Below are 24,625 nucleotides of genomic sequence, written 5' to 3' on the forward strand. Positions count from 1 at the left end.
GCTAAGCCAGCGAATGCTAATCCTTCTTAAAGTCAGCTAGCGTACCCCGGATTGTCGCGTTCATTTTGCTCTCGTTAATCGAAGGATCGCCGTCTTTGCTCACCAGTTTGCAGTGAAACGTAACCAGAAACGGCGTGTCTTTTTTGTCGAATAGCATTTTGGGCAGCAGGCCCAGCGTTTGCCCCGGCTTCATCGTTACGGGAAAGACAACGGGTGTTGTCGCCTGCTTTCGAATCTGAATCGGGTCGGGCTGGTAACCATCCGCAATTTCTTTCCCATCGATCGAAACCGTATAACGGGTGTCCGTGATTTCGAGAGAAAAGGCGTTTTTGTTCTGTATGTTTACTTTCGCAGCTACGTCGGTCCGCTTGAGTCCTAACTTGCCAAAGTCAATATCGTCGACCTTGATTTTAGGGATGTAGATTGTAGGGCGTTTGGTTTCAAATGATTGCGTAAACGTCCGCTCACCCAGGATTGGTACGTCCAGGTCAAAGACCGCTCGAACGCCGTAGGTTGTGCTGTCAACACCTTTCTGTTCGAGCGTTTTCAGGACAGTGTTCAATTTGCTGATAAGCAGCTTGGCCGGTAACGTAATCAGCGTACTATCGCCCGATTTCACTTCGATCGGTTTTTCATAAATCTCTTCGACAACGGGAGTCCGGGCGATATAGACCGTATAACGCAGTTTATTGGCCTTGAAGCCGATCGGCAGCGGATTATCGACCAGCAGCTTCATCATCATATCGATCTGGTCGTCGTCAATATTGGTAATATCGACCGTACTCATTTCCAGGCGAGGTTTCAATGTATCGTCGTAAGCCCCTGACTCCTGCTTTGTTCCAGTATACCAGACATAGGTACCAATAGCAACCACCAGCAGCAGTATAATACCAAGGGCAATCATCCATCCTTTTTTCATAACCTCTCGTGTCGCGTTCACTGCGTAACCTTTCCCAGAAGCAGACTGTTTATAGGTTGGCTATCAGAGCCCATTAACTCACTACGTTATGCGTACCTTATTTTTGTGTCTGCTGGTTCTTGCCGTAGCCTGCCGACGCCCATCTTCTCAACTCCGGGCCACGCTGACGCCCACTGACTCGGCCAAACTACTTACCAGTACCAAGCTTGCTTCCTACAACGAACTTCCTGATTACGGCCGCCATCTGATGGCGGGTAACCAGCTTATTGCGATGGGCTACGAACCCGACTGGTCGTTGATCGTCAATCCGTCCCACAATCAGCTTCGATTCCGATTTTCGGCAACGGATTCGGTTGTGAGTCAGGTTCCGGAACGGCTGGTCGATCCCGACGGGTCGTTTCGATACAATGCCACAATAGGCGACGATCAGCTTCGGGTGCTGTTTGCGCTCGACAGCTGTATCGACAAGCGGTCGGGTAAGCGGCTCGACTACCGCGTGGAAATAAGTTTTCGCTCGAAAACGTATTCGGGCTGTGGTGTTTCCTTACAAAGGCTGGCTTTGCTGCAGGACAACTGGGTATTGACGATGCTAGGCGACAAACCCATCAAAGCAACGGAAACACGTAATGAGGTCCCCCGTCTGGAAATCTCACTGACCGAGGGGCGGGTCACGGGTACTACCGGTTGTAACCGGCTGAGTGGTCCCGTTCGGGCGGATACCCGTCGGATTCGTTTTGGCGCGCTGGTTACCACACGAATGGCGTGCCTGGGAGAGGGAAACCAGTTGGAAAGTGCTTTTGTCAAAGCGCTCGATGCGCCATTAACCTATCAGGTAGGCGACAGTAAGCTGATTTTTTTCCGGAACGACGAACCCGTAATGACCTTTAAAAAAGTAGATTGATCAAGAAAGTAGATTACCATCCAGGCAACCTTCTTAAAAGCGGGCACTTTATCATATGTGTTCGCTTTTTTGATTATATATTTCCCAATAAAAGCCAATTACGTAACCGAATAAGTTAATCAAAGCGTATCTTTACAGATAGCTTACCCAACTTTCTTTGCAAACCCCTTTCTTCTATGAACTATCTACGGCTACCCTCCCAGGCCTTGTTGCTGGCAGGTATGCTAGCAAGCGCTGTGCCCGGTTGGACGCAGACAACAGCCCGAAAAAGCACGGCTAGTACGTCAGCCAAATCGACTACGCAGCAGCCGGTGGCACTGAATCGGGTACTGGTTTTTTCCAAGACAGCGGGTTTCCGGCACGCGTCCATTCCAGCGGGCAAACGCGCCCTGATGAAACTAGGTCAGGAGAACGGTTTTGCCGTTGACACAACGGAAGATGCCTCTAAATTCACGGACGATAACCTAAAGCGTTACGGTGCCGTCGTCTGGCTGAGCACCACTGGCAACGTACTGAATGACCCACAGCAGGCCGCCTTTGAACGCTATATTCAGGCGGGGGGCGGCTTCATGGGTATTCACGCAGCGGCCGACACAGAGTATGACTGGCCATGGTATAACCAGCTCGTAGGTGCCTACTTCCTAAGTCATCCCAAACAGCAGAATGTTAACATTGACGTCGTGGACAAAACTCACCCGTCGACCAAAATGCTGCCCGACGTCTGGAAACGGTTTGATGAGTTGTATAACTACAAGAGCTTCGCCAAAGGCATTAAGGTCCTGGCGAAACTGGACGAAAGTTCGTACCAGGGCGGAGCCAACGGGAAAGATCACCCGTTCATCTGGTACCGTGATTTCGACGGAGGAAAATCATTCTACACGGGAGGTGGTCACACGGATGAATCTTACGTAGAACCTCTGTTCGTGCAACATCTGCTGGCGGGTCTGAAATCCGTTATGACCAACGAGCTGAAATACAGCCAGGTCAAAACGCAGCCTTTCCCCGAAGAGAATCGCTTCATGAAAGACGTGCTGGTTTCTAAGCTGGACGAGCCAACGGAACTGGCTGTACTGGACAATGGTAAAGTGCTGTTTGCTGAGCGCAAAGGCGACGTAAAAATCTACAATCCCAAAACAAAAACGACCAAGATAGCGGCCCGTATCCCCGTTCACTCCGAGCGTGAATATGGCCTGATGGGGCTGAACATCGATCCTAAGTTCGAGCAGAACAAGTGGGTTTATTTGTATTACTCTCCTACGAAACCCGATACGGCGCAGCGACTGGTTCGGATGAAATACGACGACGCCCGCGACACGCTCTTAATGAACACGGAACAGGTGCTGTTACGTATTCCGGTAGATCGTATCGGTGGCCGGGACGATTGCTGCCACACGGGCGGGTCGATTGCCTGGGACCGGCAGGGGAACCTGTATCTATCGACGGGTGATGACACCAACCCGTTTGCGTCCAAAGGTTTCTCGCCGAGCGATGATCGGCCAGGCCGTACAAAGTGGAACGCGTTACGTAGTTCAAGCAACACCAACGATCTGCGCGGTAAGATTATCAGGATTAAACCACGCGATACTGAAGGCTACGACATTCCGGACGGCAACCTGTTTCCGAAAGGCACGCAGGGCGCCCGGCCCGAGATTTATACAATGGGACACCGTAACCCGTACCGGATTTCGGTCGATCAGCGTACTGGCTATCTGTACTGGGGCGAAGTCGGTCCAGACGCGGGGGAAAACAGCGAAACCTTTGGTCCACGCGGCCACGACGAAGTGAACCAGGCCCGGAAGCCTGGTTACTACGGTTGGCCGCTATTTGTAGCAGATAATAAGCCTTACAAACAGTTCAACTTTGCCGATAGTACGTCAGGACCGGCCAACGATCCAGCCAAGCCAATTAACTATTCGAAGCTGAACACGGGTCTGCGCGAATTACCACCTGCTCAGAAAGCTTACATCTATTACCCTTACGCCGACTCACCGGAATTTGGGCCAATCGTTGGTAAGGGCGGCCGGAATGCTATGGGTGGTCCCGTTTATTACTACGACGATTACCCAGCCGATTCAAAGGTCAAATTTCCCCAGCATTACGACGGTAAGTTCTTTGCTTACGAGTGGATGCGCGACTGGATTCATCCGGTTACGATGACGCCAGAAGGTGACTTCGTGAAGATGGAAGAGTTCATGCCAAGCTCGAAATACAGCCACCCGATGGACATGCAGTTTGCCAAAGACGGTTCGCTCTACGTACTGGAATACGGCGCGAACTGGTTTGCGCAGAACGCCGACGCTCGTCTGTCACGAATTACATACAACGCAGGCAATCGGATGCCGGTTGCCGAAGCATCGGTTAGCAAAACGGTTGGCGCGGCTCCGCTGGCGGTGAAATTTGACAGCAAAGGCACGATGGATTACGACGGTGATGCACTGACCTACGAATGGACGTTTGGGAAAGGGTTACCGAAAAGTAAGCAGGCCAATCCAGCCTTTACGTTTACCAAGCCCGGTGTTTATCACCCTGTGCTCAAAGTGACGGACGCTGCCGGAAACGTAACAACGAAAGAACTGGAAGTTAAAGTCGGTAACGAAACGCCTAAAGTAGATGTAGCTCTGAAAGGTAACAAGACGTTCTATTTCGTCGACAAGCCAGTTCAGTACGAAGCGAAGGTAAGCGACAAGGAAGACGGAACGCTGGCCAAAGGGATCAGCCCCGAGGACGTAATGGTGACGGTTGATTACCTGGAAGGTTTTGATAAAACTATCCTGGCGCAGGGTCACCAGATGAATACCAGCTTCTCAACGGGCAAACGGCTGATGGATCTATCAGATTGTAAAGCATGCCACTCGATCGACAAGAAATCGGTCGGACCGGCTTACATTGATGTGGCGAAGAAGTACAAAGGTCAGCCCAAAGCAGTAGCCCAACTGGCGCAGAAAATCATCAAAGGTGGTGGTGGTGTCTGGGGCGAACAGGCTATGAGCGCCCACCCACAACTGAAGACCGACGAAGCTGAAACCATTGTCCAGTACATTCTGTCGCTGGCTGATGAGAAAGCAGCTAATCGGCAACCACTGGCGGGTAATTACGTTCCAGCCAAGCAGAAAAAAGAGGGCTCTTACATCTTCACGGCTTCCTATACTGACCGCGGCAATGGCGTTATTGGCCCCATCACAGGATCAAAATCGGTGGCGTTACGTTCTCCGGTGCTGAAAGCTACGGCGGCTGATGCCAAGCAGGACATTTACCAGTACGACATTCCAAAACTTGGACCAGCGGCTGTTGGCCTGAAATCGGGAAGTTACATCGCGTTCGACGATCTGGACATGACCGGTATTCAGGGTCTTTCGGCCAATGTTTTCAACGCCAGCGATCAGACGGCGGGTGGCAAACTCGAAGCCCGGCTTGACTCGCCAACGGGTACGTTACTGGGCCAGGCTGACGTTAAAACCGGAGCTATGGGTCCCGTGAACATTGCCTTCTTGCAGCCAGTCAGTGGTACGCACAAGCTCTATTTCGTTTTTGTCAACCCAAGCGCCGGTCCTAAGGCCTTGTTCGCGCTGGACAAAATTCAGTTCATGCAGTCCGCCGGTAGCGACTCGGGACAAGGCAAGTAGTAGAAATCAATAGAAAAGCAAAAATCCCCGACCAGAACTGGCCGGGGATTTTTGCTTTTAATCGACATCCTAATATCGAATCTCCCAGTATGGATTCTGGTGGGCGGTCATCTGTTCTTTGATGTGCTTATCAATTAACCCATCATAGGCTACATCGTTGATCTTGCGCGTTTTCAGTTTGGGCAATTTCAGATCAGCGGGCGTTAGCGGACGGAACGTTACGTTGGTGGCTTCGACCGTTACGGCTCCATCGTCTATATCCAGTTCTAGAATCAAGCCCGGAAGCCCGTTAACCCGCTCTGGTCCCGCCGATACGGGAATATCCTGCGCAAACCAGGCCGTTATTTTCTGCTTCTTGATCGGGTCTTCGGTTTCAGCTTTCATGCAGACATAGCCAGCCACCTCTTTGATCTGGTTACCAATTTTCCAGCGTGGCGCGTGAACCGAATCTTCAATGGCATACGTCCGGCCCAACATTTCAATAATGTCCGTCTTCTTATCCTGCTCGAAATTCCGATACAGGTAAAATTCGGACTTACGCCAGGAGTAACCACCCGCTTCGGGTTCATCACCGTCGTAGGTGTACAGACTTTCGTTTGGACTAAAGGCTAGTTTCATTTTTACGCCCTTATTATCTTCCTCGAAATTCTTCCAGGTCTGCGCCATCCGGTCTTTTTGCTCCTGACTCAGGAACGTTAGACGATTGGATATCTTCAGCCAATACTCCTTACGTACGTACGTAGCAATCCCTTCCGTTTTCTGTGCTGTCGCTGACAGACTACAGAATAGACATAGTATTAAAAAGATCTTTTTCATCGCAAAACGAGTAAAGTGAGTTGATTATCAAATAGATCAGAAGAAACCATCCCGGCGCATTTTTGCCTGAACGCCCCGCATGTTGTACGTAAATCCAATGGTGAAGTAGCGGGCCAGCGTCTGAATGGTTTCCGACTGCGTGTAGTTAGCTCCACGGTTCAACGTAACGGCTACGTTCCGATTGAGTAGATCGTAGGCCGATAGCCTGATTTCTGCCCGCTTAGCTTTACCTAAAATGTGGTAAAGCGACGAGTTCAGAATTGGAATTCGTTGGTCGAAGTTCAGTACGGCATTGCGACTAACGCGGTAGTTCAGGCTGCTGTTGATGTACCAGTCATGGGGTAGTTTCAGTGTTAGATCGCCACTAAAGTTGTTGTTGACGTACGACTGATTCTGGCTGGTATTGATCGAAAACTGAGAGTTCGTTACGTTTAGGTTCGCATTGGCGTAGAACGTCAGCCAATCAACCGGCGTCAGACTCAATCGCGTTCCTACGCCATAGCTCTGATTGCGAGTTTCGTTCAAGACTCTATTAATCCGGGTCGGGTTATTACCAAAATTCAGGTTTCCGTTCAGATCCAGCGTTGCTTTAGTTTTCTTTAGCGGGAAACCAAAACCCAGATAAGACCCCAAGTTGCGGCCACCTGATATGTTCTCAGGCATAATCGTCGTCACCAGCGTCTGTAAATCAGTATCCTGGCTATTAACAATCTGGTTCACGAATTTTGTAGCATTCAGCCCGATATACATATTAACAAAGCTACCGGGATTGAAGTAGTTGAAACCCAGGTTGACACTGTGTCCCAGTTCGGGTAACAGGTCCGGGTTTCCCTTGTTGATAAAAAGGGGGTTGCTGTTGTTCACAACGGGCTGTAGGTCACGCGACGTCGGAATACGTACGTTCACACTATACCCCCCCCAGAGGTACCGATTATTTTTTAAGTCAAAGTTCAGATCAACGTTCGGAATTAACGTTGTGAACACCCGGTTGATCGCCTGCCGGTTTGGAGCGGTCTGATCGCGAGCAAATTCGCCATCAAGCGTAAAGCGCTGCCCGGCGGCCCCCACCGATATATTCAATCCCTTGTTCGAATAACGGACGCTGCTACCTAAGCGGTTGTAGATATAGTTGTTCTTATAATACAGACTCAGGGTATCGTTCCGGGGTCGGCTGTCACCAAGATTCAGATCGAATACGTCGCGGTCCACCTCATCATACCGCAGACTGAAGTTGTAGAATGTTTCCCAGGTAAAGCGCTTAGCAAACGGCTCTATAAATTGCAGACTGGCTTTGTACTCGCTCCGGAGCACATCGTTATACTGATCCTGACGCACGTTCGGAATACGATTAGCCGGGTTGGACGACGTATACGTATTAACCGAATTCAGCAACAGCGACGCATTGCTGGAGTTTACTTCATGCGTAGCGCTGGCCGCGAAGCTCCGACCTTTCTTTTTCATCTTCAGCCGGTAAATCAATGAGTTCGCCATAGCAAATTGCTCCTGCTCACTACGGTTGCCGGTTATGTTTCGCGTGGTATCCCCCACACCACGGATGATATTCTGCTGTCGGGCTAGGTTGGCGTTGCCGGTTCCATAGCGGGTATTGTTCAAGAAGACCAGCGTACTCGACGAGTCAAGCTGAGCCTCATACCGCAGACTTGCCCGGTGGTTTCCGTTGAAGTTTATCTGATTACTGGTTTCGTTAGTCGCGTAATTTCCCTGCGGCAGAATATTTTCCCGGCTCCGCTGAGCATCCAGCTCAATCCGAGTCTGGTTGTAGTAATAGCTACCGCTTATTTTCTTCTTTTTAGTATCGTAATTATAGTTAGCGCCACCAGCCCCGTTGTTGGAGAAACCAACCCCCTGCCGACCGCTCACCGGAATACCCAGCCCTTCGTCACCACTATCGGAGTAATAGAAGAAATTACCACTAAAGCCAAAGTCGGCGTTCTGGTTGGAATTATATGCGTTACTACCCCGGAAATCCTGATAATCTTCCCGCGAAAGCCCCTGCTGATTTGTGTTGTTACCCAGACCGACAAGCGAAAACTGGTGCTTCGAATTGAACTTGTTGTAGTTACCTTTAATCTCGGCGCGGGGCGATACGTTATTGGAGGCCGGGCCAGCCGCGGCTGTTACTTTTCCAAAACCGCCCTTTTTAAATTCTTCCTTCAGTTCCAGGTTAATGGTTTTTTCTTTTTTTCCGTCGTCAACACCCGTTAGCTTAGCCTGTTCGGTTTTGTCGTTGAAGACCTGCACCTTCGTAATGGCTTCCGCCTGCAGGTTTTTGGTAGCCTGTTTAGGGTCACCTCCGAAAAAGTCTTTTCCATCCACCCGGACGCGCTTAACTTCCTGCCCCTGCGCCCGAATATTACCATCCTGGTCGACCTGAACGCCCGGCAGCTTCCGTAAAAGATCCTCGACGGTGGAGCCCGGTGGCACTTTAAACGAGCTGGCGTTATATTCAATCGTGTCGCCCTTGATCGTAAGTGGCGCTTTCGCGGTCCGTACCACGACCTCAAATAGCTCCTTGGTAATGGGTTTCAGCTTCAGGTCCCCCAGATTGACCACAGCGTCGCCCGTGGGTTTTACCAGCAGGTTGTATGGGATGTACCCAACAAATGATATTTTCAGAATGTAGTTACCCGATCGTAGATTCTTAAACGTAAAAACCCCCTTTTCATCCGTTCGGCCAAAGTTGACCATCGATGAATCTTTGGGGCTTAACAACATGACTGTCGAGGAAGGAAGCGGAGCCGACGCCGTATCGACTACATGCCCTTGTATTGTAAAACGAGCCGCGCCGGGCGTTTGGGCGTGTGCACTAACCGCTACCAGGCACAATATGGCCAGTAACCAGAAAAGGTTTTTCATAGGGATGGAAAAGGAAAGGTTGACTTAGGATATTGGGCAAAGCTAAACACTGTAGCATATGCTCATCAACTCGTTAACGATTTTTAACTACGTTTATAGTAGCTTATTTAGTAAACGGTTAATCTTCCTTTAATGAGGCTTGTTGAGCTTAAACAGTTGCACAGCTTTACCGGAGAAGAGTAAAAAAAATAGGCGATTCCACACGAAAAGGCCCTTTTTTCAGAAAAAATGATTGGCTGGTTTTCACTGCCCAGTCAATACATCCCGGATAGCACTGGCTTTCAACAAGCATTCAGCCCACTCCTGTGCTGGATCGGCATCGTAGGTGATGGCACTCCCTACGGAAAAAGATGCGATTTGTTGCTGGACGTCGTAGAGCAACGTCCGGATTACGACGTTAAAGTCAAAGTTATTATCGGGCGTTACGTAGCCGATAGCCCCGGAATAAACCCCACGCCGACTAACCTCTAGCTCGTCAATAATTTCCATCGCCCGAATCTTGGGGGCACCGGTCATGCTCCCCATTGGGAAGGCATTCCGAATAACATCGGTCCAGGGAACATCACTACGCTGCCACGCTGATACGGTAGAAATCATCTGATGAACGTACTGAAAACTATAGATTCCGAACAACTCATCGACCTGCACTGACCCCGTCTCGGCACTACGAGCCAGATCATTTCGTACCAGATCAACAATCATCAGGTTTTCGGCCCGCTCCTTTTCGGAATTCAGCAGCTGACTTCGCAGCATGGCATCCTCATCGGGTGTATTTCCCCGGCGGGTGGTCCCTTTAATCGGTTGCGACAGAACTCGTTGACCTTCTTTTTTCAGAAATCGTTCGGGCGATGCCCCCATGATGTATTGATCACCGAGTTTCAGAAACGTCGAAAACGGCATTGGTGATCGGCGATTCAGCGCCTGATACGTACTTAGTGGGTCAAGCTGACATTGCTCGGCAAAAAACTCGATGCAGTAATTCAATTCGTACACGTCGCCCGCCTGAATATACTCCTGAATCCGGCGCACGTTGCTTTGGTACTCATCCGGCAAAACACGACACTGAATCAGTGTTTTTTTATCGACTGCAACAGCGGTTGTCGCTGTATACTCAAACGCCCTGATTGCATTAAGTACCACCTGTGCCCCATCTCCCTGCACAGTAATCTCCTGTTCTAAAAAATCAATTATCCACTTCGGTTCTACCAAATAGGCGTCAGGAAAATGAAGTCGGTATGGGTTGCGGCTGGTAAGTTGTTCAAGTTGATTCTTGAGATCGTACCCCAAATACCCCACCCAATGGGAAGGTCGCTCCTGCTGCGCTTCATACAGTTGCTGGAAAACATCGGGGCCTACTCCATAAAGAGTTGTACACGAAATAACCCGTTTCGCCCCGACGAAAAGTCGGTTAGGAAACGGGTCATTAGGGTACTGAATATGATTATTGTTTAGGAGAGCGACAAACTCAGTTGATGCTGAAACGGCCCAGGCTAACGCCCGCAAGCGCCATTCGTCTACGTTCTCAACCATCAACCGAACTGACTCCATCCTTACGACCGCAACAGACGTACGTCAACGGCAATGTCTTTTCCTTCTGGATTCTGACCTACTGTAAACTCAATTTCGTCATCGATATTCAGCTCTTCGAAATCGGTATCGATCAGGCTGGTATAATGAAAGAAAAGGTTGTTGGGCGGGTAGTTGATAAAACCATATCCATTCTTTAGGCTTCGAATAGTACTGATTTTCCGGCCAGTCGGATCGGCATCAGGCGTATCGGCCAGGTTATAATTTGGCTCATCCGACGTATCATAATCATCGAAAAGGCTACCCGTTGTGTAATTCGTATCATACGAGTCATCACTGTCTTCAAAGCTGCCACTGCTCAGCGCCGGAGCGGGAGTAGCAAAAGCGGGTTTAGCCGTTTGTTTGACAAACAAATTCTGAATCGTCGTGTCCTTTTTGCGAATACCAGCCTCGATCTTATCGTGCATTGGTACCGGGTACGATACTTCGGCCAGCAAATCCTGCGATGTGCGCGTCACCTGCTTTTCGCCCTGTTCGTTCAGAAACTCGAAGTCCCAGCTCAGCACCATGATACGCGATCCCAGTGTATTCAGCTTGCGAACCAGGGGAACGTAATCACCGTCGGACGTAATAAGAACAACGACGTCAAATTTTTTGTAGAGCGCCAGTTCATAAGCCTCCAGTGCCAGCCAGACATCAATGCCTTTATCCTGACGATAGCCCTGATAAGTTTTAACAGGAAGATAGTGCGTAATAACTCCCTCCGACATCAAAATATCGTCGAACAGGCGGTCGTAAAATAGTTGATTACCACGCTGATTTGCTTCGTGGGCATTGAGCCGCCCCCTGAAATAATGAGCGTCAACAATCTGACACAAACGCTCATTTACTTCTTCTTCCTTAGCAACCTGTTGCCTGATAAATGCGTGCAGTCCGGAAATACTTAATCGACTGCGCCGTTCGTGAGAATAATTGTAATAGTTACTTACGTGTAGAAAATAGTTTCCGTCATAAAAAACGCCAATCCGGGTCAACCGGGATGAATCTGCTGACATACGTGAACTTTAGATAAACAATAAACAGTAAGTGAGAAATTTTGAGATGGTCTACAATCAGATAATCTTTCGGTATGGATAGCAACAAATAAACAATCGTATTTACGGGTAGGCTTTTTGTATAAATCTTATAACAAGAAAAAGCAGAACTGGTAGTGGCTTTACCGGAAAAACTCGGGTAGAACTGTGGCGCAAAATTAACACATTTTCGCGTGGAACCCATCGGAAATGTATCTTTGTGGCTTCTCGAAACGCAATTATGCAAAAAGTTTTATTCGTTGATCGCGACGGTACGTTGATTCTTGAACCGCAGCCCGATCAGCAAGTCGACTCCCTCGCCAAACTCGATTACATACCCAAGGCTATATCGGCAATGCGCCGGATCGCGCAGGAAACAGATTTCGAACTGGTCATGGTCACGAACCAGGATGGACTGGGTACAGCCTCGTTTCCGGAAGATACGTTCTGGCCGGCTCACAATAAAATGATGGCCACCTTTGCCGGAGAGCAGATCGATTTTGCGGCCGTTCACATTGATCGTCATTTTCCGCACGAAAACTCGACAACCCGCAAGCCTGGTGTCGGCATGCTGACGCAATACTTTTCCGACATGTACGACCTGGCGAACAGTTACGTTATTGGCGACCGGCTCACCGACGTGCAGCTAGCCGTCAACCTTGGCGCTAAAGCCATCCTGTTTCTGCCACCGGGTGGCTTATCAGCCGTGCAAATGGCCGACGTGAGTGGTATGAGCGACGAGATGAAAAACGCGATTGCGTTCACCACCGACGACTGGGATCAGATCTACACCTTCCTTCGGTTACCCGCCCGCACCGCCACGGTCGAACGTAACACCAAAGAAACGCAGATTCGGGTAGAGCTGAACCTCGATGGTACCGGCCGCGCTGATATGCATACGGGCCTGGGGTTCTTTGATCACATGCTCGATCAGGTAGCTAAACATTCAGGCGCCGACCTATCAATTCATGTCAACGGTGATTTGCACATCGACGAGCACCACACCATCGAAGATACGGCCTTAGCCTTGGGAGAAGCCTACCGACGTGCCCTCGGCGATAAGCGGGGTATCAGTCGCTACGGTTTCTTACTCCCTATGGACGAAGCCTTAGCTCAGGTAGCTATCGATTTTTCGGGGCGCCCCTGGCTGGTCTGGGAAGCCGATTTTCGGCGGGAAAAGATTGGCGATATGCCCACGGAAATGTTCTTTCATTTCTTCAAGTCATTCTCCGATACAGCGCAGTGTAACCTTAATATCAAAGTCGAAGGTGACAATGAGCACCATAAGATCGAAGCGATTTTCAAGGCTTTTGCCAAGGCGATCAAAATGGCCGTTCGACGTGATCTGAATGAGCTGGATAACCTTCCCAGTACCAAGGGAGTTTTGTAAAAGAGACTTGAAGCGCGTTGTGGAGCCAGTTAACCGGCGTCCATAATTGATCATTCTTGCGCTAAGAAATTGTGCAAACAATGCACAAGATCGTGGGCAAACCGTTTTTACAGTGTATTTTTGTAGCAAATTCAATTGAGACTACTGACATGGATTTATCAACTCCGTTAACAATCCTCTTTTACGTTGTTCTGCTGACGGCTGCCTATATCACCGGCAAATGGCTTGTTCGTAAGGACCGTAATTACTAAGGGGCCGGTGGTTAGAAGCCAGCCGCCGATTTCTCGATCTTCTGTTTTCTAACCACTCATTTTTTCTTCGGTACCATGCTTGGCGCTCTGACCCGCTGGTTGTTTAAAGCCTGGGGCTGGCGGATCGCTGGCTCCGTTCCAAACGTCCCCAAAGGTATCTGGGTCGTTGCGCCCCACACCACTAATTGGGATTTTCTTATTGGTCTGGGTATCCGTCCTACCATCCACGTTTGGATCCAGTATCTCGCCAAAAGCTCCCTTTTCACTTGGTATGCTGGCTGGCTCTTCCGGCTTTTAGGCGGCAAACCTGTTTACCGCGATAAATCGCACAATCTGGTTGACGCTACGGTCGACGCATTCAATCAGAACCAGCAACTCCATATTTGTATTGCCCCTGAGGGCACCCGCAGTGACGTATCCCGGTTGAAAACGGGCTTCTATTACATCGCTCTAAAAGCCAATGTTCCCCTCATTCTGGTTGGCTTCGACTGGCCCCGAAAACTCGTTCTGCTAAGCGAGCCGCTCTACGTCACGGGCGATTATGAACGGGATATGCTTCCTTTCTACGAATTCTTTTCCCAAGTTCACGGGAAAAAGAAAGACTGGCTTATTCAGTGGGAGCGCACAGGCGTCATCGAGAAACCGGTGGCACGTTCCTAGCCTCCTGCTTGGCGCACCAGTTGGCTTAACTCTACTTCCTAAACCTTTTTGTTATGAACGTATCACTACGTCTGCTGAGTCTGGTATGCCTGCTGTTCAGCCAGACCTTGTACGCACAGGATGTTTTCCAGCAGCAGCGCGCCGGATGGCTGCAAAAAGCCGAGCAGCTTAAGCCGAAACTTACCGAAACGATAAAGAAGCCCCTCTATTTGGTATCGCTTGTTCAGGACCAGGCTTCCTTCCAGGGCTGGAAAGCCGTAAAAAGCCAACCAATCGATACACTATACCAATCATCGCTGAAAACGAAGTCGGGTGTTGTGGCTGATTTCGGGGAGCACCTCACCGGCACCGTTACGTTCACGCTTGAGGCCCGGCGTGGTACACCCGACGCGCCATCACGGGTAAAACTCACCTTTGGCGAAGTACCCGCCGAACTGGCTACCCCCTTTGACCCCTACCCGGGCGGCTTGAGCCGGGCCTGGTTGCAGGACGAAGTCTTTACGGTAGTGGACCTCCCCGCGACAATTACCATTCCCCGACGCCTGGCTTTCCGTTACGTTAAAATAGACCTTCTAGGCGCGTCCAACTATTTTGATCTAAAGCTCTCGGACATTACCTGCAAAGCAACCACGTCAGCGAACACAACACCCCCGGTTCTGGCTCAGAGCACTCCTCCCCTGCTGGCCGATATTGACCGGGTGGGTTATACAACATTGAAGGAGTGTATGCAGACCGTCTACGAAGATGGTCCCAAGCGCGACCGCCGGCTTTGGATCGGTGATTTATACCTGGAATCACTGGCCAATATGTACTCGTTTAAAAACTTTGACCTAACCAAACGCTGTTTCTATCTGCTGGCTGGGCTGAGCAACGAACAGGGCTACCTTCCCTCCAACGTATTCGAAACACCACAACCGCATCCACAGAAGGGAGCGCCTTTTCTGTTTGAATATTCCCTGTTATACAACGCTGCCCTGAACGAGTACTTGGCCGCGACGAATGATCGCACAACGGCGCTGGAGTTGTGGCCTATTGCGAAAAAACAGCTGGAAAACACAACCCGGTACGTCGACGCAAACGGCTTATTCGATACCGAAGCCGCGGCCAAAGACCGTTGGTGGCTGTTTGTCGACTGGAAGGAAGGTCTCGATAAACAAGCTACCATTCAGGGGCTGATTCTATTCAGTCTCCAGCAGACGTATGATTTAGCGAAGCAGCTTGGCAAGGAAAAAGAAGTCGCCAGCATACCAGCTCAAATCAAAAAGATGACTGCCGCGGTGCGAAAAACGCTGTATGACCCAAAAACGGGATTAGCCGTAAGCGGCCCAGCGAAACAGATCTCGTATGCATCGCAGATATGGCTGATTCTAAGTAACGTATTGACGAAAGAAGAAGGCCAAAAAGCACTTAACAAGCTACCCTCCGTAAAAGAAGCTGTTTATCCCGGTGGCCCTTATCTGTACCATTATCTGGTTGCGGCCATGATCCACTGCGGCATGAATCAGGAAGCAAAAAATACGCTATTGACGTACTGGGGCGGGATGGTAAAAAAGGGAGCCGATACGTTCTGGGAAGTTTATGACCCTACTAACGAGAAGCTATCGCCCTACAACTTTTATCCAGTCAACAGCTATTGCCATGCCTGGAGCTGTACGCCGGTTTACTTTATCCGGAAGTATCCTGACATTTTCCAGCGTTAGTAATACGTTATCCCTGTTGTAACGCCTGTACTATAGCCCGGCCAGCTCGTTCAGATGCGCCGGGCTCTCCCATTTTCTGCTGTACGTCGGCGTAACCAGTTAACAGGGCGGTCCGTTTTTCTCCAGCAGGCAGAATCGCTGTCAATTCGGCGTTTACGTTGGTCGGCGTAAGCTCCGTCTGAATCAGTTCTTTCACCACCTCGCGACCGGCAATCAAATTAACGAGCGAGATAAACGGAACAGCAATTAACTGCCGGGCAATGGCGAAGGAAACGAATGTTGTCTTGTAGCACACCACCTGCGGTACGTTGAACAGTGCCGTTTCGAGCGTAGCCGTTCCCGACGTAACCAGGGCCGCCGTCGCTAGATGGAGCAGATCATAAGCCGCATCGTTCACTCGCCGTACGTGCGGGTAGTTAGCCATCAATGTATCGTACAGATTCGCTGGCAGATTACTCACTGTACCCACCGCAAATTGATACGCATCAAACCCGTTGGTGCTACTCATCATCGTCGGCAGAACCGATACAATCTCCTGATGGCGACTACCAGGCAGAAGGGCTATAATCGGCCGCTCGTCCAAACCGTTTTTCTGGCGAAAGTCCGAATCGGGTTGGAAAGCCGCCAAAGCGTCGAGCAACGGATTGCCTACGTAATCGACTTTGTACTCGTATTTAGCAAAAAACTCGGTTTCGAACGGCAGGATTGTAAAGAGCCGGTCGACGCTGGCTTTGATGTTCAACGCCCGACGCTGATTCCAGGCCCAGACTTTGGGGGAAATATAATAAAATACCCTGATGCCGTGCTTTTTGGCAAAACGAGCCATCCGCAGATTGAAACCTGCATAATCAATCAGGATCAGGACATCAGGCCGGTGGGTTAGCAGATCGGACTGACATTCGCGCAGAATACGTCGGATAGTCCCCAAATTCTTGACGACCTCCAGAAACCCCATGAATGCCATCTCCCGATAATGGCGTACTACCGTCGCCCCGGCGGCTTCCATTTGTTCTCCGCCGTACGCCCGGCACTGAGCCTCCGGGTCGCGTTCTCGAATCGCCTTGATCAGATTGGCTCCATGCAAATCGCCCGAACGTTCACCGGCAATCAGGTAGTAAATCATTGGTTGTTGAGATGGGCCGTCGAAGGTTATTTATTCGCCAAAGTAATCCACGAAATTTTTTGGCGTTTCGTACAACCGAAGCTGGTGCAGCCGGGCCTTCGTACGGTGGGCTTCGGTTACGTCGCTCAGCGCGCGTTCGAGAATTTTCCAGATTTCCATAATAAAAATCTCACAGCTCGCCATCTTCCCCTGCATGAAGTCGACATCCAGGTTCAGGTTTTTATGATCAACTTTTTCAATTACCTCGCGCTTGATAATATCCCCCAGCACCTTGAGATCGATAACAAATCCGGTGTCTGGATCGGGTTCACCCTTTACGGTAACGATCAGTTCGAAGTTGTGCCCGTGCCAGTTCATGTTGGCGCAGGGACCAAAAACTTCTTTATTACGCTCTTCCGACCAGTTTGGGTTGTAAAGCCGGTGGGCCGCGTTAAAATGTTCGATTCTGTTTATATAGACCATTTCTCTGGTTTAGATAAGGCGGTTGCCAGAAACGCCGGTGAAAAATTGGGTGCAAAGATACGAACTATATGAGCCATATAAAACGGTTGACTAAAAGTCCAGCCGCTTAGTATAACAATAAAGCTTCCTGGAAAAAATGCAATTTATTCAAAAAATAGGCTATTCATTTGTACCCGTCTAAAGCTGTATCTTTACAGCCCATTTAGATTTATTCTAGTTGATATTTACCTCTTTATAGAAACCAAAACGTTTACGGCCAATAAAATATGATTATCGTTACGGGGGCTGCAGGCTTTATTGGAAGCTGTTTGATCAATCATTTGAATGCAGAAAATTTCAATTTCATCGTTGCCGTTGATGATTTTTCTGATTCCCGTAAACAAGCCAATCTAGTCGACAAACGTATCCAGGAATACGTCGACCGGGAAGCCTTTTTTGGCTGGCTAGATCAAAATTATCAGGAGGTCGAGTTCATTTTTCACATCGGTGCCCGCACCGACACGACCGAGTTTAATTGGGCGATTCTGGAGCACCTTAATCTGGAATATTCCAAGCAAATCTGGAATCGCTGCATCGATTATCAAATCCCTCTCGTATACGCTTCTTCGGCCGCTACGTACGGACTTGGCGAACACGGTTACGATGATAACGAGTCAGTCATTCCTCATTTACAGCCATTAAATCCGTACGGTGAGTCGAAGAATAAATTCGATATCTGGGTACTAGAGCAGGAACGACAACCTTTCTTCTGGGCGGGTCTGAAGTTCTTCAACGTCTACGGCCCTAATGAATACCACAAAGACCGCATGGCGTCGGTTATTTTCCACACGTATCAGCAGATTCTAAAGACGGGGCAAATGAACCTGTTCCGATCGCATAATCCGGATTTCGCTGACGGCGAGCAGATGCGGGATTTTATCTACGTCAAGGACGTAATTTCGGTATGCAGTTTCCTGATGCACCACCGGCGTAATTCAGGTATTTATAACCTCGGCAGTGGAAAAGCGCGTACTTTCCACGACCTGGCATCCAATACGTTCCGGGCGCTGGATCTGGAGCCCAACATTGGCTTTATTGATACCCCCGCTGATATTCGCGATAAGTACCAATACTTTACGCAGGCCAACATAGCCAAGCTCCGGTCAATTGGCTACGACAAACCATTTTTCTCCCTGGAAGAAGGCATCCACGATTACGTGGTCAACTACCTCAAAAAGGACGCGTATTTCTAACAGACAGCTACTCCCAGATCACTTCGATCACCTCGTTTTTTAGGTCTATCGTAGTCTGCTTTTCGTCTTTGCCCCGCCGAAGCGTTAATTTCCCTTTGTTCGGCTTTAATGAATCCTGGCTCAGTACGTGCGTGGCGTCTTTCTTACGAAAAACGGAAACCAGGGGCTCCGTAGTTGATACGGGCAATTCGACCGATCTACCCTGCACTTTTACCGAACGACTCGTCACGGCCAATGGCTCTTTACGTAATAAGGCAAGGGCGCGCGACGCCTGGGGTACACCGTACCCTACGTAATTATTTCCGTATGGATACAAATGCGAGGACTTCTCGATGATCTCCATCACCTCTTTGTTAGTCAGCTTTGGGTTTGCCTGCATGATGCAAGCGGCAAATCCGGTGATGATGGGCGCGGCCAGCGACGTTCCATAGAGCGAGAAGCACGATACATTTGGTTTGATATAAGGCAAATTTTCGGGGCCAATGCTGCTGTAGCCAATTCGGTTCCAGAGCCGGGCGTTAGTAGCACCAATCGCCAGAACCCCCTGCGCATCAGCCGGAGTGCTGACCACCCGCCATTGCCGGTCATCTCCCTCGTTACCGGCCGAAACGATGATCAGAATTCCTTTCTTATCGGCTGCCAGTTGAGCCGCCCGACTAATCAGACTCGTTTTGCCATCCATCTGGCTGGGCATGTAGTTTTCCTTGGGATTACTCATCCCTTTGGCGTACCCCAATGACGTATTGATCAGCCGAACCCCCAGGCTATCCATCCATTCCATAGCCGCCACCCAGTTATCTTCTTCGCCCCGGTACTCACGGTTACCCTGATCAGTTCGCGCCAGGTAAAACGTAGCGTCGGTAGCCAACCCATACTGCATCGTATCGACCGGATCATTCCCGGCAATGGCCGCCATAACTTCCGTCCCGTGCGTATCAGCCATGGATTCCAGTGTGCGGAGCAGGTTTTTGGGCGCGGTATTCCGGCGAACGTAATCCCGAATTTCTTTAACCCCCTGCCGCTCGAATACGTGTTTGAGCGCATTTACCGAGTCAGCACCGAAGAAGCCGGCATCGATCACGCCAATTGTCACAAAACGCCCGTTCAGACCAGCTTTCATAAAATCAACGGCCTGAATCTGCCGCATAACTGGTGCCAGTTGAGCCCGGGTCGGCGTTCCCAACGACGTAACAACGATAGCCGGGTCAATCGGCTCAATACCCATCACAAACGGAAGCGCACGCACCTTCTTTGCCTGCTCGGGAGTCAACCGTGCCGACACGGCATTTAACCAGCGCGATCGAGCGGCAATCTGTATACCTGTTCGTTGCAGTTGCTGTATGTATTGACTGGATACGGGCAGATCCGAATCATCGAGCGGTAGTTGCTGCGCTACTCTTCGGGCCACCGATTGGACTGACAAAGCAGGTTGATCCGTTTGTTCTTTGTCGGCAAGCAGAATCCAGTATTTGGCGTCGCCCGTGTTGATTAATGAAGAAAACGACTGAGCGGAGCAATGCAGCGACAGTATGGAAAAAAGGAGAAACAAACGAATTGACATGGGTATTAACGCGCAATTTCGATTTGATGCGCTGGGAATAGTCTAGCTATGTAAACGCGAAAACGGCTGAAAACTCTTACGCTTTTGGTTTTACTTTGCAAAACTAATTAGAAAGACGGCTCTGGCCGGCATACTATGCGCTACTTACCTATTGATAATCAGCTTTTCGTTCAGAACCGGCAGCGGCTAACCGCTTTACTGAAGCCAAAGTCGCTGGTGATTGTGAACGCTAATGACATTATGCCAACGAACGCCGATGGCACTATGGTTTTTCGGCAGAACAACGATCTATTTTATCTAACCGGCGTTGACCAAGAAGAAACCCGTCTGGTGTTGTTCCCAGACCATCCCGACCCTAAATTTCGAGAAGTCCTTTTTCTGCGCGAAACCAGCGAGCTAATTGCCATCTGGGAGGGGCATAAATTAACGAAGGAAGAAGCCGAGAAAACGACAGGTATCTCACAAAAGCAGATTTACTGGACGCATCAGTTCGAGCAGGTTTTCATTCAGATGATTTTCGAAGCGGAGAATGTATACCTCAATACCAACGAGCACACCCGCGCCAACATAGTTGTTCAAACGCAGGACAGCCGTTACATTAATGAATTCCGGCAGCGATACCCACTGCATCATTTGCAGCGTTTGGCTCCACTAATGCACCAGTTACGGGCGATCAAAGCCCCGCAGGAAATTGCGCTCCTGCAAACAGCCATCGATATTACGGACAAAATGTTCCGGCGGCTGCTGACGTTTATTAAGCCAGGTGTCTGGGAATATGAGATTGAGGCCGAGATGATGCACGAATATCTCATGAATCGTTCGCGCGGTGCTGCATACACACCTATCATCGCATCAGGTGCCAATGCTTGCATTCTGCACTACATCGACAACAGCGCGCAATGTCAGGATGGTGACGTGATTCTGCTCGACATTGGCGCCGAGTATGCCAACTACAATGCCGATATGACCCGTTCGGTTCCGGTCAATGGACGGTTCACCGAACGGCAGCGAGCGGTTTACGATGCCGTTCTCCGAGTGCTGAATGAGTCAAAGCAAATGTTACGCCCGGGGAATCTCTGGGATGAGTACCATCGGGAAGTTGGCAAAATCATGGAATCGGAGTTGATCGGGCTGGGTCTGCTTGACAAAAACGACGTAGCAAAGCAAGATCCGGATGCCCCTCTCTATAAGAAATACTTCATGCACGGAACGTCTCACTTCCTGGGGCTTGATGTACATGACGTAGGCAACAAATACCGCCGAATGGAACCAGGCATGGTATTCACGGTTGAACCGGGCATTTACATTCCGGCGGAAAAGCTGGGAATTCGCCTGGAGAACAATGTCGTCATTACCGAATCAGGCTGCGACGATCTAATGGACAATATCCCACTGGAAGCTGACCACATTGAAGAGTTGATGAATTCATAATCAAAAAAGAGGGCTGTCTCCTAACAAGAAGACAGCCCTCTTTTTGATCAACATATAACCTATTTAGGCATTTTGCAATTTAGCCCCCTCTTTAGCTCCTTCGCGCTCCAGAGCAATGCTTAGCCCAGCGTAAATTCGCCGAATTGCCGTCTCGATACGCTCCCAGCCAGAATCGTTTGTCAGATCAATATCTGCAATCTGCCCCCGCTGCGTACTAGTCAGAACCATATGCGTAACTGCCGAAATCATTAGGCTAGTAATCGCGATCGGATCAAATTCAGAAAAGGGAGCCAGTTTATCCGTCAGGTTTTTGTAGGACTGATCCCGGAATTCAGCAAGCCGGCGTGCTAGTTCTGTTTGCCCATTCGACATCTCCCACCGGATTAGCTCCTGCGATGGCTTCCGACTCCGGAACTCACGCATAAATTGGATCGTGTAATCCGACCAGATCTTACTACGTCCCTCTGCAGGTAAGTTAGCAGGTACTGAATCCAGGAATGATTCGTTAAACATTGACAGAAAGAAACCTCGCTGCACATAAGCTTCCAGTAATCCATTCCAACCACCGAAATAACGGTAGATCAATACTTTATTAACGCCTGCCCGTTCGGCAACGGCATTAATACCAGCTTTTTCTGTACCGCGCTCAGCCATGACTTCGCCCATGGCCCGCAGAATGCGTTCCATAGTCATCTGGCGATTCCTGCGTTTGACAACTTTCATACTCGTGACCGGTTTTATATAGTAATTAGGTGATATTGCACTACACTACGACTACAGACTTCGCACAACTCTACAAAATCCGTAGCTTATGACACAAATATGAATAATACAATCGATGTTACCAAGCGGTAACGTCACCAAAATTCAGGAAATTTGATGAATTGATTAACTAGCTGATGAACGGCGTTAACTAGTTTTTTCAGAGTAATTACAAATAGCCCGGAGGCCAAAAGTAGACGTTAATATGTCCTCTTTCACTAAATTCCGGCAAATCAGAGGCATGACCGATTCTATGTGCACGCCTTTACATCTTCTATCTGTAAGTTACTACACTCGAATATAAAAGACAAGTCCTGAGCACTTGTATACTCAGGACTTGTTTTAGAATATATATACTCAATTATCCCTCTACCGCTCTGGGTAGACAGCTGCTTGACGCGCTAAGTCGTTAATGGCAGTTTGCAATTGTGTACGGCTGAGCAGCATATCCATTTGCAAAGGAAAATCCGGGTAGGCATGCCAGTTGGGCGTTAACGCGTTGTTCAACTGGATTTGTAATCGGTATTTGTTGTTGGGCATCGCCACAGCCTCCAAGCTCAGGCCCGATTCGGCAAAAGTCATCACCAGATGGTCAGCGGCTTTTTCCCAAAGCGAACGTAACCCTCGTAGCAACCGACCAACTTCCCACGTTTGTAAAGGCGTCGCCTGGCTGTCGGCTTGCTTCGACCATTTCGTTGATACCTGGCATTGCAATCTGTTACGATCGCGCCAGTTTGACGCTTTCTGGCCGTATCCTAGGATAGCCAATTCAAAAGTACCGGTAGAGGAGCTGAGTTTCATGGGTCTGTACTAGGCGTCAGTTTTCTATAAAACTAGTCTACTAACTATTTGTTTGATCTTTTTTTAACAAGTCCCTCCTAAGTTTTTGGTACTGTATCTCAATTGGTTTGCTTGATGAACGTAGGCCATTTTGGGGGTTATGTTAAGATAAAAAGAACTTGTGCTGCCACGACCTAATCAGGAGAAGAGTGACTGTCTGACTTTCCCTATCTTTGTGCCCAGAATAGAATTTCGAACTCTAATAAGCAGATCAATGGCAAAAGTGCTCATTATCGGAGCAGGTGGGGTCGGTAGCGTTGTCGTGCACAAGTGCGCGATGAACAGCACGATCTTTACGGATATTATGCTGGCGAGTCGTACGAAAAGCAAATGCGACCGGATTGCCAGCGAAGTTCAGGAAATGCACGGCGTAACGATTCAGACGGCCCAGGTCGATGCTGACGTTGTACCCGAGTTAGTGGCCCTGATTCGTTCCTTTAATCCAGTACTGGTTATCAACGTAGCGCTCCCCTATCAGGATCTTCCGATCATGGATGCCTGTCTGGAAGCTGGCGTCCACTATATGGACACCGCCAACTACGAACCTAAAGACGTCGCGAAGTTCGAATACAGCTGGCAATGGGCTTACAAAGAGCGCTTCGAGCAGGCTGGACTAATGGCTTTGCTGGGTTGTGGATTCGACCCTGGTGCTACGCAGGTATTCACGGCCTACGCAAACAAGCACCAGTTTGACCGGATGGATTACCTGGATATTATCGACTGCAACGCCGGGAATCACGGGAAAGCCTTCGCCACCAACTTTAACCCTGAAATTAATATTCGGGAAATTACTCAGCCTGGTCGTTATTGGGAAAACGGAGAATGGGTTGAGATTCCAGCAATGAGCATTCACAAGCCGATTGATTACCCGGAAATCGGCCCGCGTGAGTCATACGTACTGTATCACGAAGAACTGGAATCGCTGGTTAAAAACTTCCCGACTCTGAAACGCGCCCGTTTCTGGATGACGTTTGGTCAGGCCTATCTGACGCACCTGGAAGTACTTCAAAACGTGGGAATGACGCGCATCGACGCAGTCAAGTTCCAGGGTATGGATATTGTTCCCCTGGAGTTTCTGAAAGCCGTATTACCCGCTCCCGAGACCCTCGGCGAGAACTACACGGGCCAGACCAGCATCGGGTGTCAGATCAAAGGTGTAAAAGACGGGCAGGATCGCACGTATTACATTTGGAACAACTGCGACCATGCAGAAACCTACAAAGAAGTCAAAGGACAGGCGGTGAGCTACACCACTGGCGTTCCGGCAATGATTGGCGCCATGCTGATGCTGACCGGTGTCTGGATGAAACCTGGCGTTTGGAACTGCGAGGAGTTGGATCCCGATCCGTTCATCGAGCAGATGAACAAGCAGGGACTTCCGGTTCAGGAACGGGTTAATATTCCGCTACCGCACGAATACTAAGCTTTACTACTCCTAAAACAAAAATCCCGTCACCTCCTCTGACGGGATTTTTGT

General features: G+C 49.5%; 18 protein-coding genes. 8 read left to right on the forward strand and 10 right to left on the reverse strand.

The genetic code is table 11. The annotated features are described in order from the left end of the window. Positions 1 to 16: 16 nt before the first annotated feature. Positions 17 to 919: an LEA/WHy family protein gene (locus ACYVAD_RS01650; RefSeq protein WP_461137724.1), complete on the reverse strand. Its 903-nt coding sequence runs from the start codon at positions 917 to 919 to the stop codon at positions 17 to 19. An 88-nt stretch (positions 920 to 1,007) separates the two neighbouring features. Here ACYVAD_RS01650 and ACYVAD_RS01655 point away from each other — a divergent pair, with 88 nt between their 5' ends. Both ACYVAD_RS01655 and ACYVAD_RS01660 read left to right on the forward strand, forming a co-directional pair. Then, entirely contained in the window at positions 1,008 to 1,820 is an 813-nt protein-coding gene (locus ACYVAD_RS01655; protein ID WP_461137725.1) for an META domain-containing protein, read from the forward strand. Positions 1,821 to 1,996: 176 nt separating this feature from the next. Continuing rightward, a complete protein-coding gene (locus tag ACYVAD_RS01660) occupies positions 1,997 to 5,443 on the forward strand; it encodes a ThuA domain-containing protein (protein ID WP_461137726.1) in 3,447 nt (1,148 codons plus the stop codon). Positions 5,444 to 5,512: 69 nt separating this feature from the next. Here ACYVAD_RS01660 and ACYVAD_RS01665 read toward each other — a convergent pair whose 3' ends face one another. From ACYVAD_RS01665 to ACYVAD_RS01680, 4 genes are all read right to left on the reverse strand, one after another. Next, positions 5,513 to 6,259 (reverse strand): GLPGLI family protein, encoded by a 747-nt coding sequence (locus tag ACYVAD_RS01665; protein ID WP_461137727.1) that lies wholly within the window; start codon positions 6,257 to 6,259, stop codon positions 5,513 to 5,515. 36 nt (positions 6,260 to 6,295) lie between these two features. Next, a complete protein-coding gene (locus tag ACYVAD_RS01670; protein WP_461137728.1) occupies positions 6,296 to 9,136 on the reverse strand; it encodes a TonB-dependent receptor in 2,841 nt (946 codons plus the stop codon). A gap of 243 nt (positions 9,137 to 9,379) precedes the next feature. Beyond that, the gene (pabB, locus tag ACYVAD_RS01675) at positions 9,380 to 10,666 is read right to left on the reverse strand and encodes an aminodeoxychorismate synthase component I (RefSeq protein WP_461137729.1); all 1,287 of its coding nucleotides are present in this window, start codon (positions 10,664 to 10,666) and stop codon (positions 9,380 to 9,382) included. 20 nt (positions 10,667 to 10,686) lie between these two features. Continuing rightward, complete coding sequence (locus tag ACYVAD_RS01680) at positions 10,687 to 11,718, reverse strand: NYN domain-containing protein (protein ID WP_461137730.1); 1,032 nt, start codon at positions 11,716 to 11,718, stop codon at positions 10,687 to 10,689. A gap of 259 nt (positions 11,719 to 11,977) precedes the next feature. Here ACYVAD_RS01680 and hisB point away from each other — a divergent pair, with 259 nt between their 5' ends. The 3 genes from hisB to ACYVAD_RS01695 all read left to right on the forward strand — a co-directional run bounded on the left by hisB (position 11,978) and on the right by ACYVAD_RS01695 (position 15,737). Next, the gene (gene hisB / locus ACYVAD_RS01685) at positions 11,978 to 13,126 is read left to right on the forward strand and encodes a bifunctional histidinol-phosphatase/imidazoleglycerol-phosphate dehydratase HisB (RefSeq protein WP_461137731.1); all 1,149 of its coding nucleotides are present in this window, start codon (positions 11,978 to 11,980) and stop codon (positions 13,124 to 13,126) included. Positions 13,127 to 13,452: 326 nt separating this feature from the next. Continuing rightward, positions 13,453 to 14,037 carry a 1-acyl-sn-glycerol-3-phosphate acyltransferase gene (locus tag ACYVAD_RS01690; RefSeq protein WP_461137732.1) on the forward strand — a complete coding sequence of 195 codons (585 nt, stop codon included), beginning with the start codon at positions 13,453 to 13,455 and terminating at the stop codon, positions 14,035 to 14,037. A gap of 53 nt (positions 14,038 to 14,090) precedes the next feature. Beyond that, positions 14,091 to 15,737, forward strand: a complete 1,647-nt coding sequence (locus tag ACYVAD_RS01695) for an alpha-L-rhamnosidase-related protein (RefSeq protein ID WP_461137733.1) — start codon at positions 14,091 to 14,093, stop codon at positions 15,735 to 15,737. A gap of 7 nt (positions 15,738 to 15,744) precedes the next feature. Here the strand turns inward: ACYVAD_RS01695 and lpxB are convergent, their stop codons facing one another. Next, positions 15,745 to 16,860, reverse strand: coding sequence for a lipid-A-disaccharide synthase (lpxB, locus tag ACYVAD_RS01700; protein ID WP_461137734.1), 1,116 nt, complete (start codon positions 16,858 to 16,860; stop codon positions 15,745 to 15,747). 30 nt (positions 16,861 to 16,890) lie between these two features. Then, positions 16,891 to 17,322 (reverse strand): 6-pyruvoyl trahydropterin synthase family protein, encoded by a 432-nt coding sequence (locus tag ACYVAD_RS01705; protein ID WP_461137735.1) that lies wholly within the window; start codon positions 17,320 to 17,322, stop codon positions 16,891 to 16,893. Between the two features lie 266 nt (positions 17,323 to 17,588). Between ACYVAD_RS01705 and rfaD the strand changes: the two genes are divergently transcribed. Next, complete coding sequence (gene rfaD / locus ACYVAD_RS01710; protein WP_461137736.1) at positions 17,589 to 18,554, forward strand: ADP-glyceromanno-heptose 6-epimerase; 966 nt, start codon at positions 17,589 to 17,591, stop codon at positions 18,552 to 18,554. 7 nt (positions 18,555 to 18,561) lie between these two features. Here rfaD and ACYVAD_RS01715 read toward each other — a convergent pair whose 3' ends face one another. Further along, a complete protein-coding gene (locus tag ACYVAD_RS01715; protein ID WP_461137737.1) occupies positions 18,562 to 20,115 on the reverse strand; it encodes a S8 family serine peptidase in 1,554 nt (517 codons plus the stop codon). Between the two features lie 135 nt (positions 20,116 to 20,250). On the opposite strand from ACYVAD_RS01715, the gene ACYVAD_RS01720 reads away from it, so the two are divergent. Then, positions 20,251 to 21,546, forward strand: a complete 1,296-nt coding sequence (locus ACYVAD_RS01720; protein ID WP_461137738.1) for an aminopeptidase P N-terminal domain-containing protein — start codon at positions 20,251 to 20,253, stop codon at positions 21,544 to 21,546. 63 nt (positions 21,547 to 21,609) lie between these two features. Here ACYVAD_RS01720 and ACYVAD_RS01725 read toward each other — a convergent pair whose 3' ends face one another. Beyond that, complete coding sequence (locus ACYVAD_RS01725; protein WP_461138508.1) at positions 21,610 to 22,239, reverse strand: TetR/AcrR family transcriptional regulator; 630 nt, start codon at positions 22,237 to 22,239, stop codon at positions 21,610 to 21,612. 438 nt (positions 22,240 to 22,677) lie between these two features. After that, the gene (locus tag ACYVAD_RS01730; protein ID WP_461137739.1) at positions 22,678 to 23,109 is read right to left on the reverse strand and encodes a WapI family immunity protein; all 432 of its coding nucleotides are present in this window, start codon (positions 23,107 to 23,109) and stop codon (positions 22,678 to 22,680) included. 253 nt (positions 23,110 to 23,362) lie between these two features. Here ACYVAD_RS01730 and ACYVAD_RS01735 point away from each other — a divergent pair, with 253 nt between their 5' ends. Further along, complete coding sequence (locus tag ACYVAD_RS01735) at positions 23,363 to 24,571, forward strand: saccharopine dehydrogenase family protein (protein WP_461137740.1); 1,209 nt, start codon at positions 23,363 to 23,365, stop codon at positions 24,569 to 24,571. Positions 24,572 to 24,625: the final 54 nt, after the last annotated feature.

This window comes from Spirosoma pomorum (assembly GCF_054776615.1).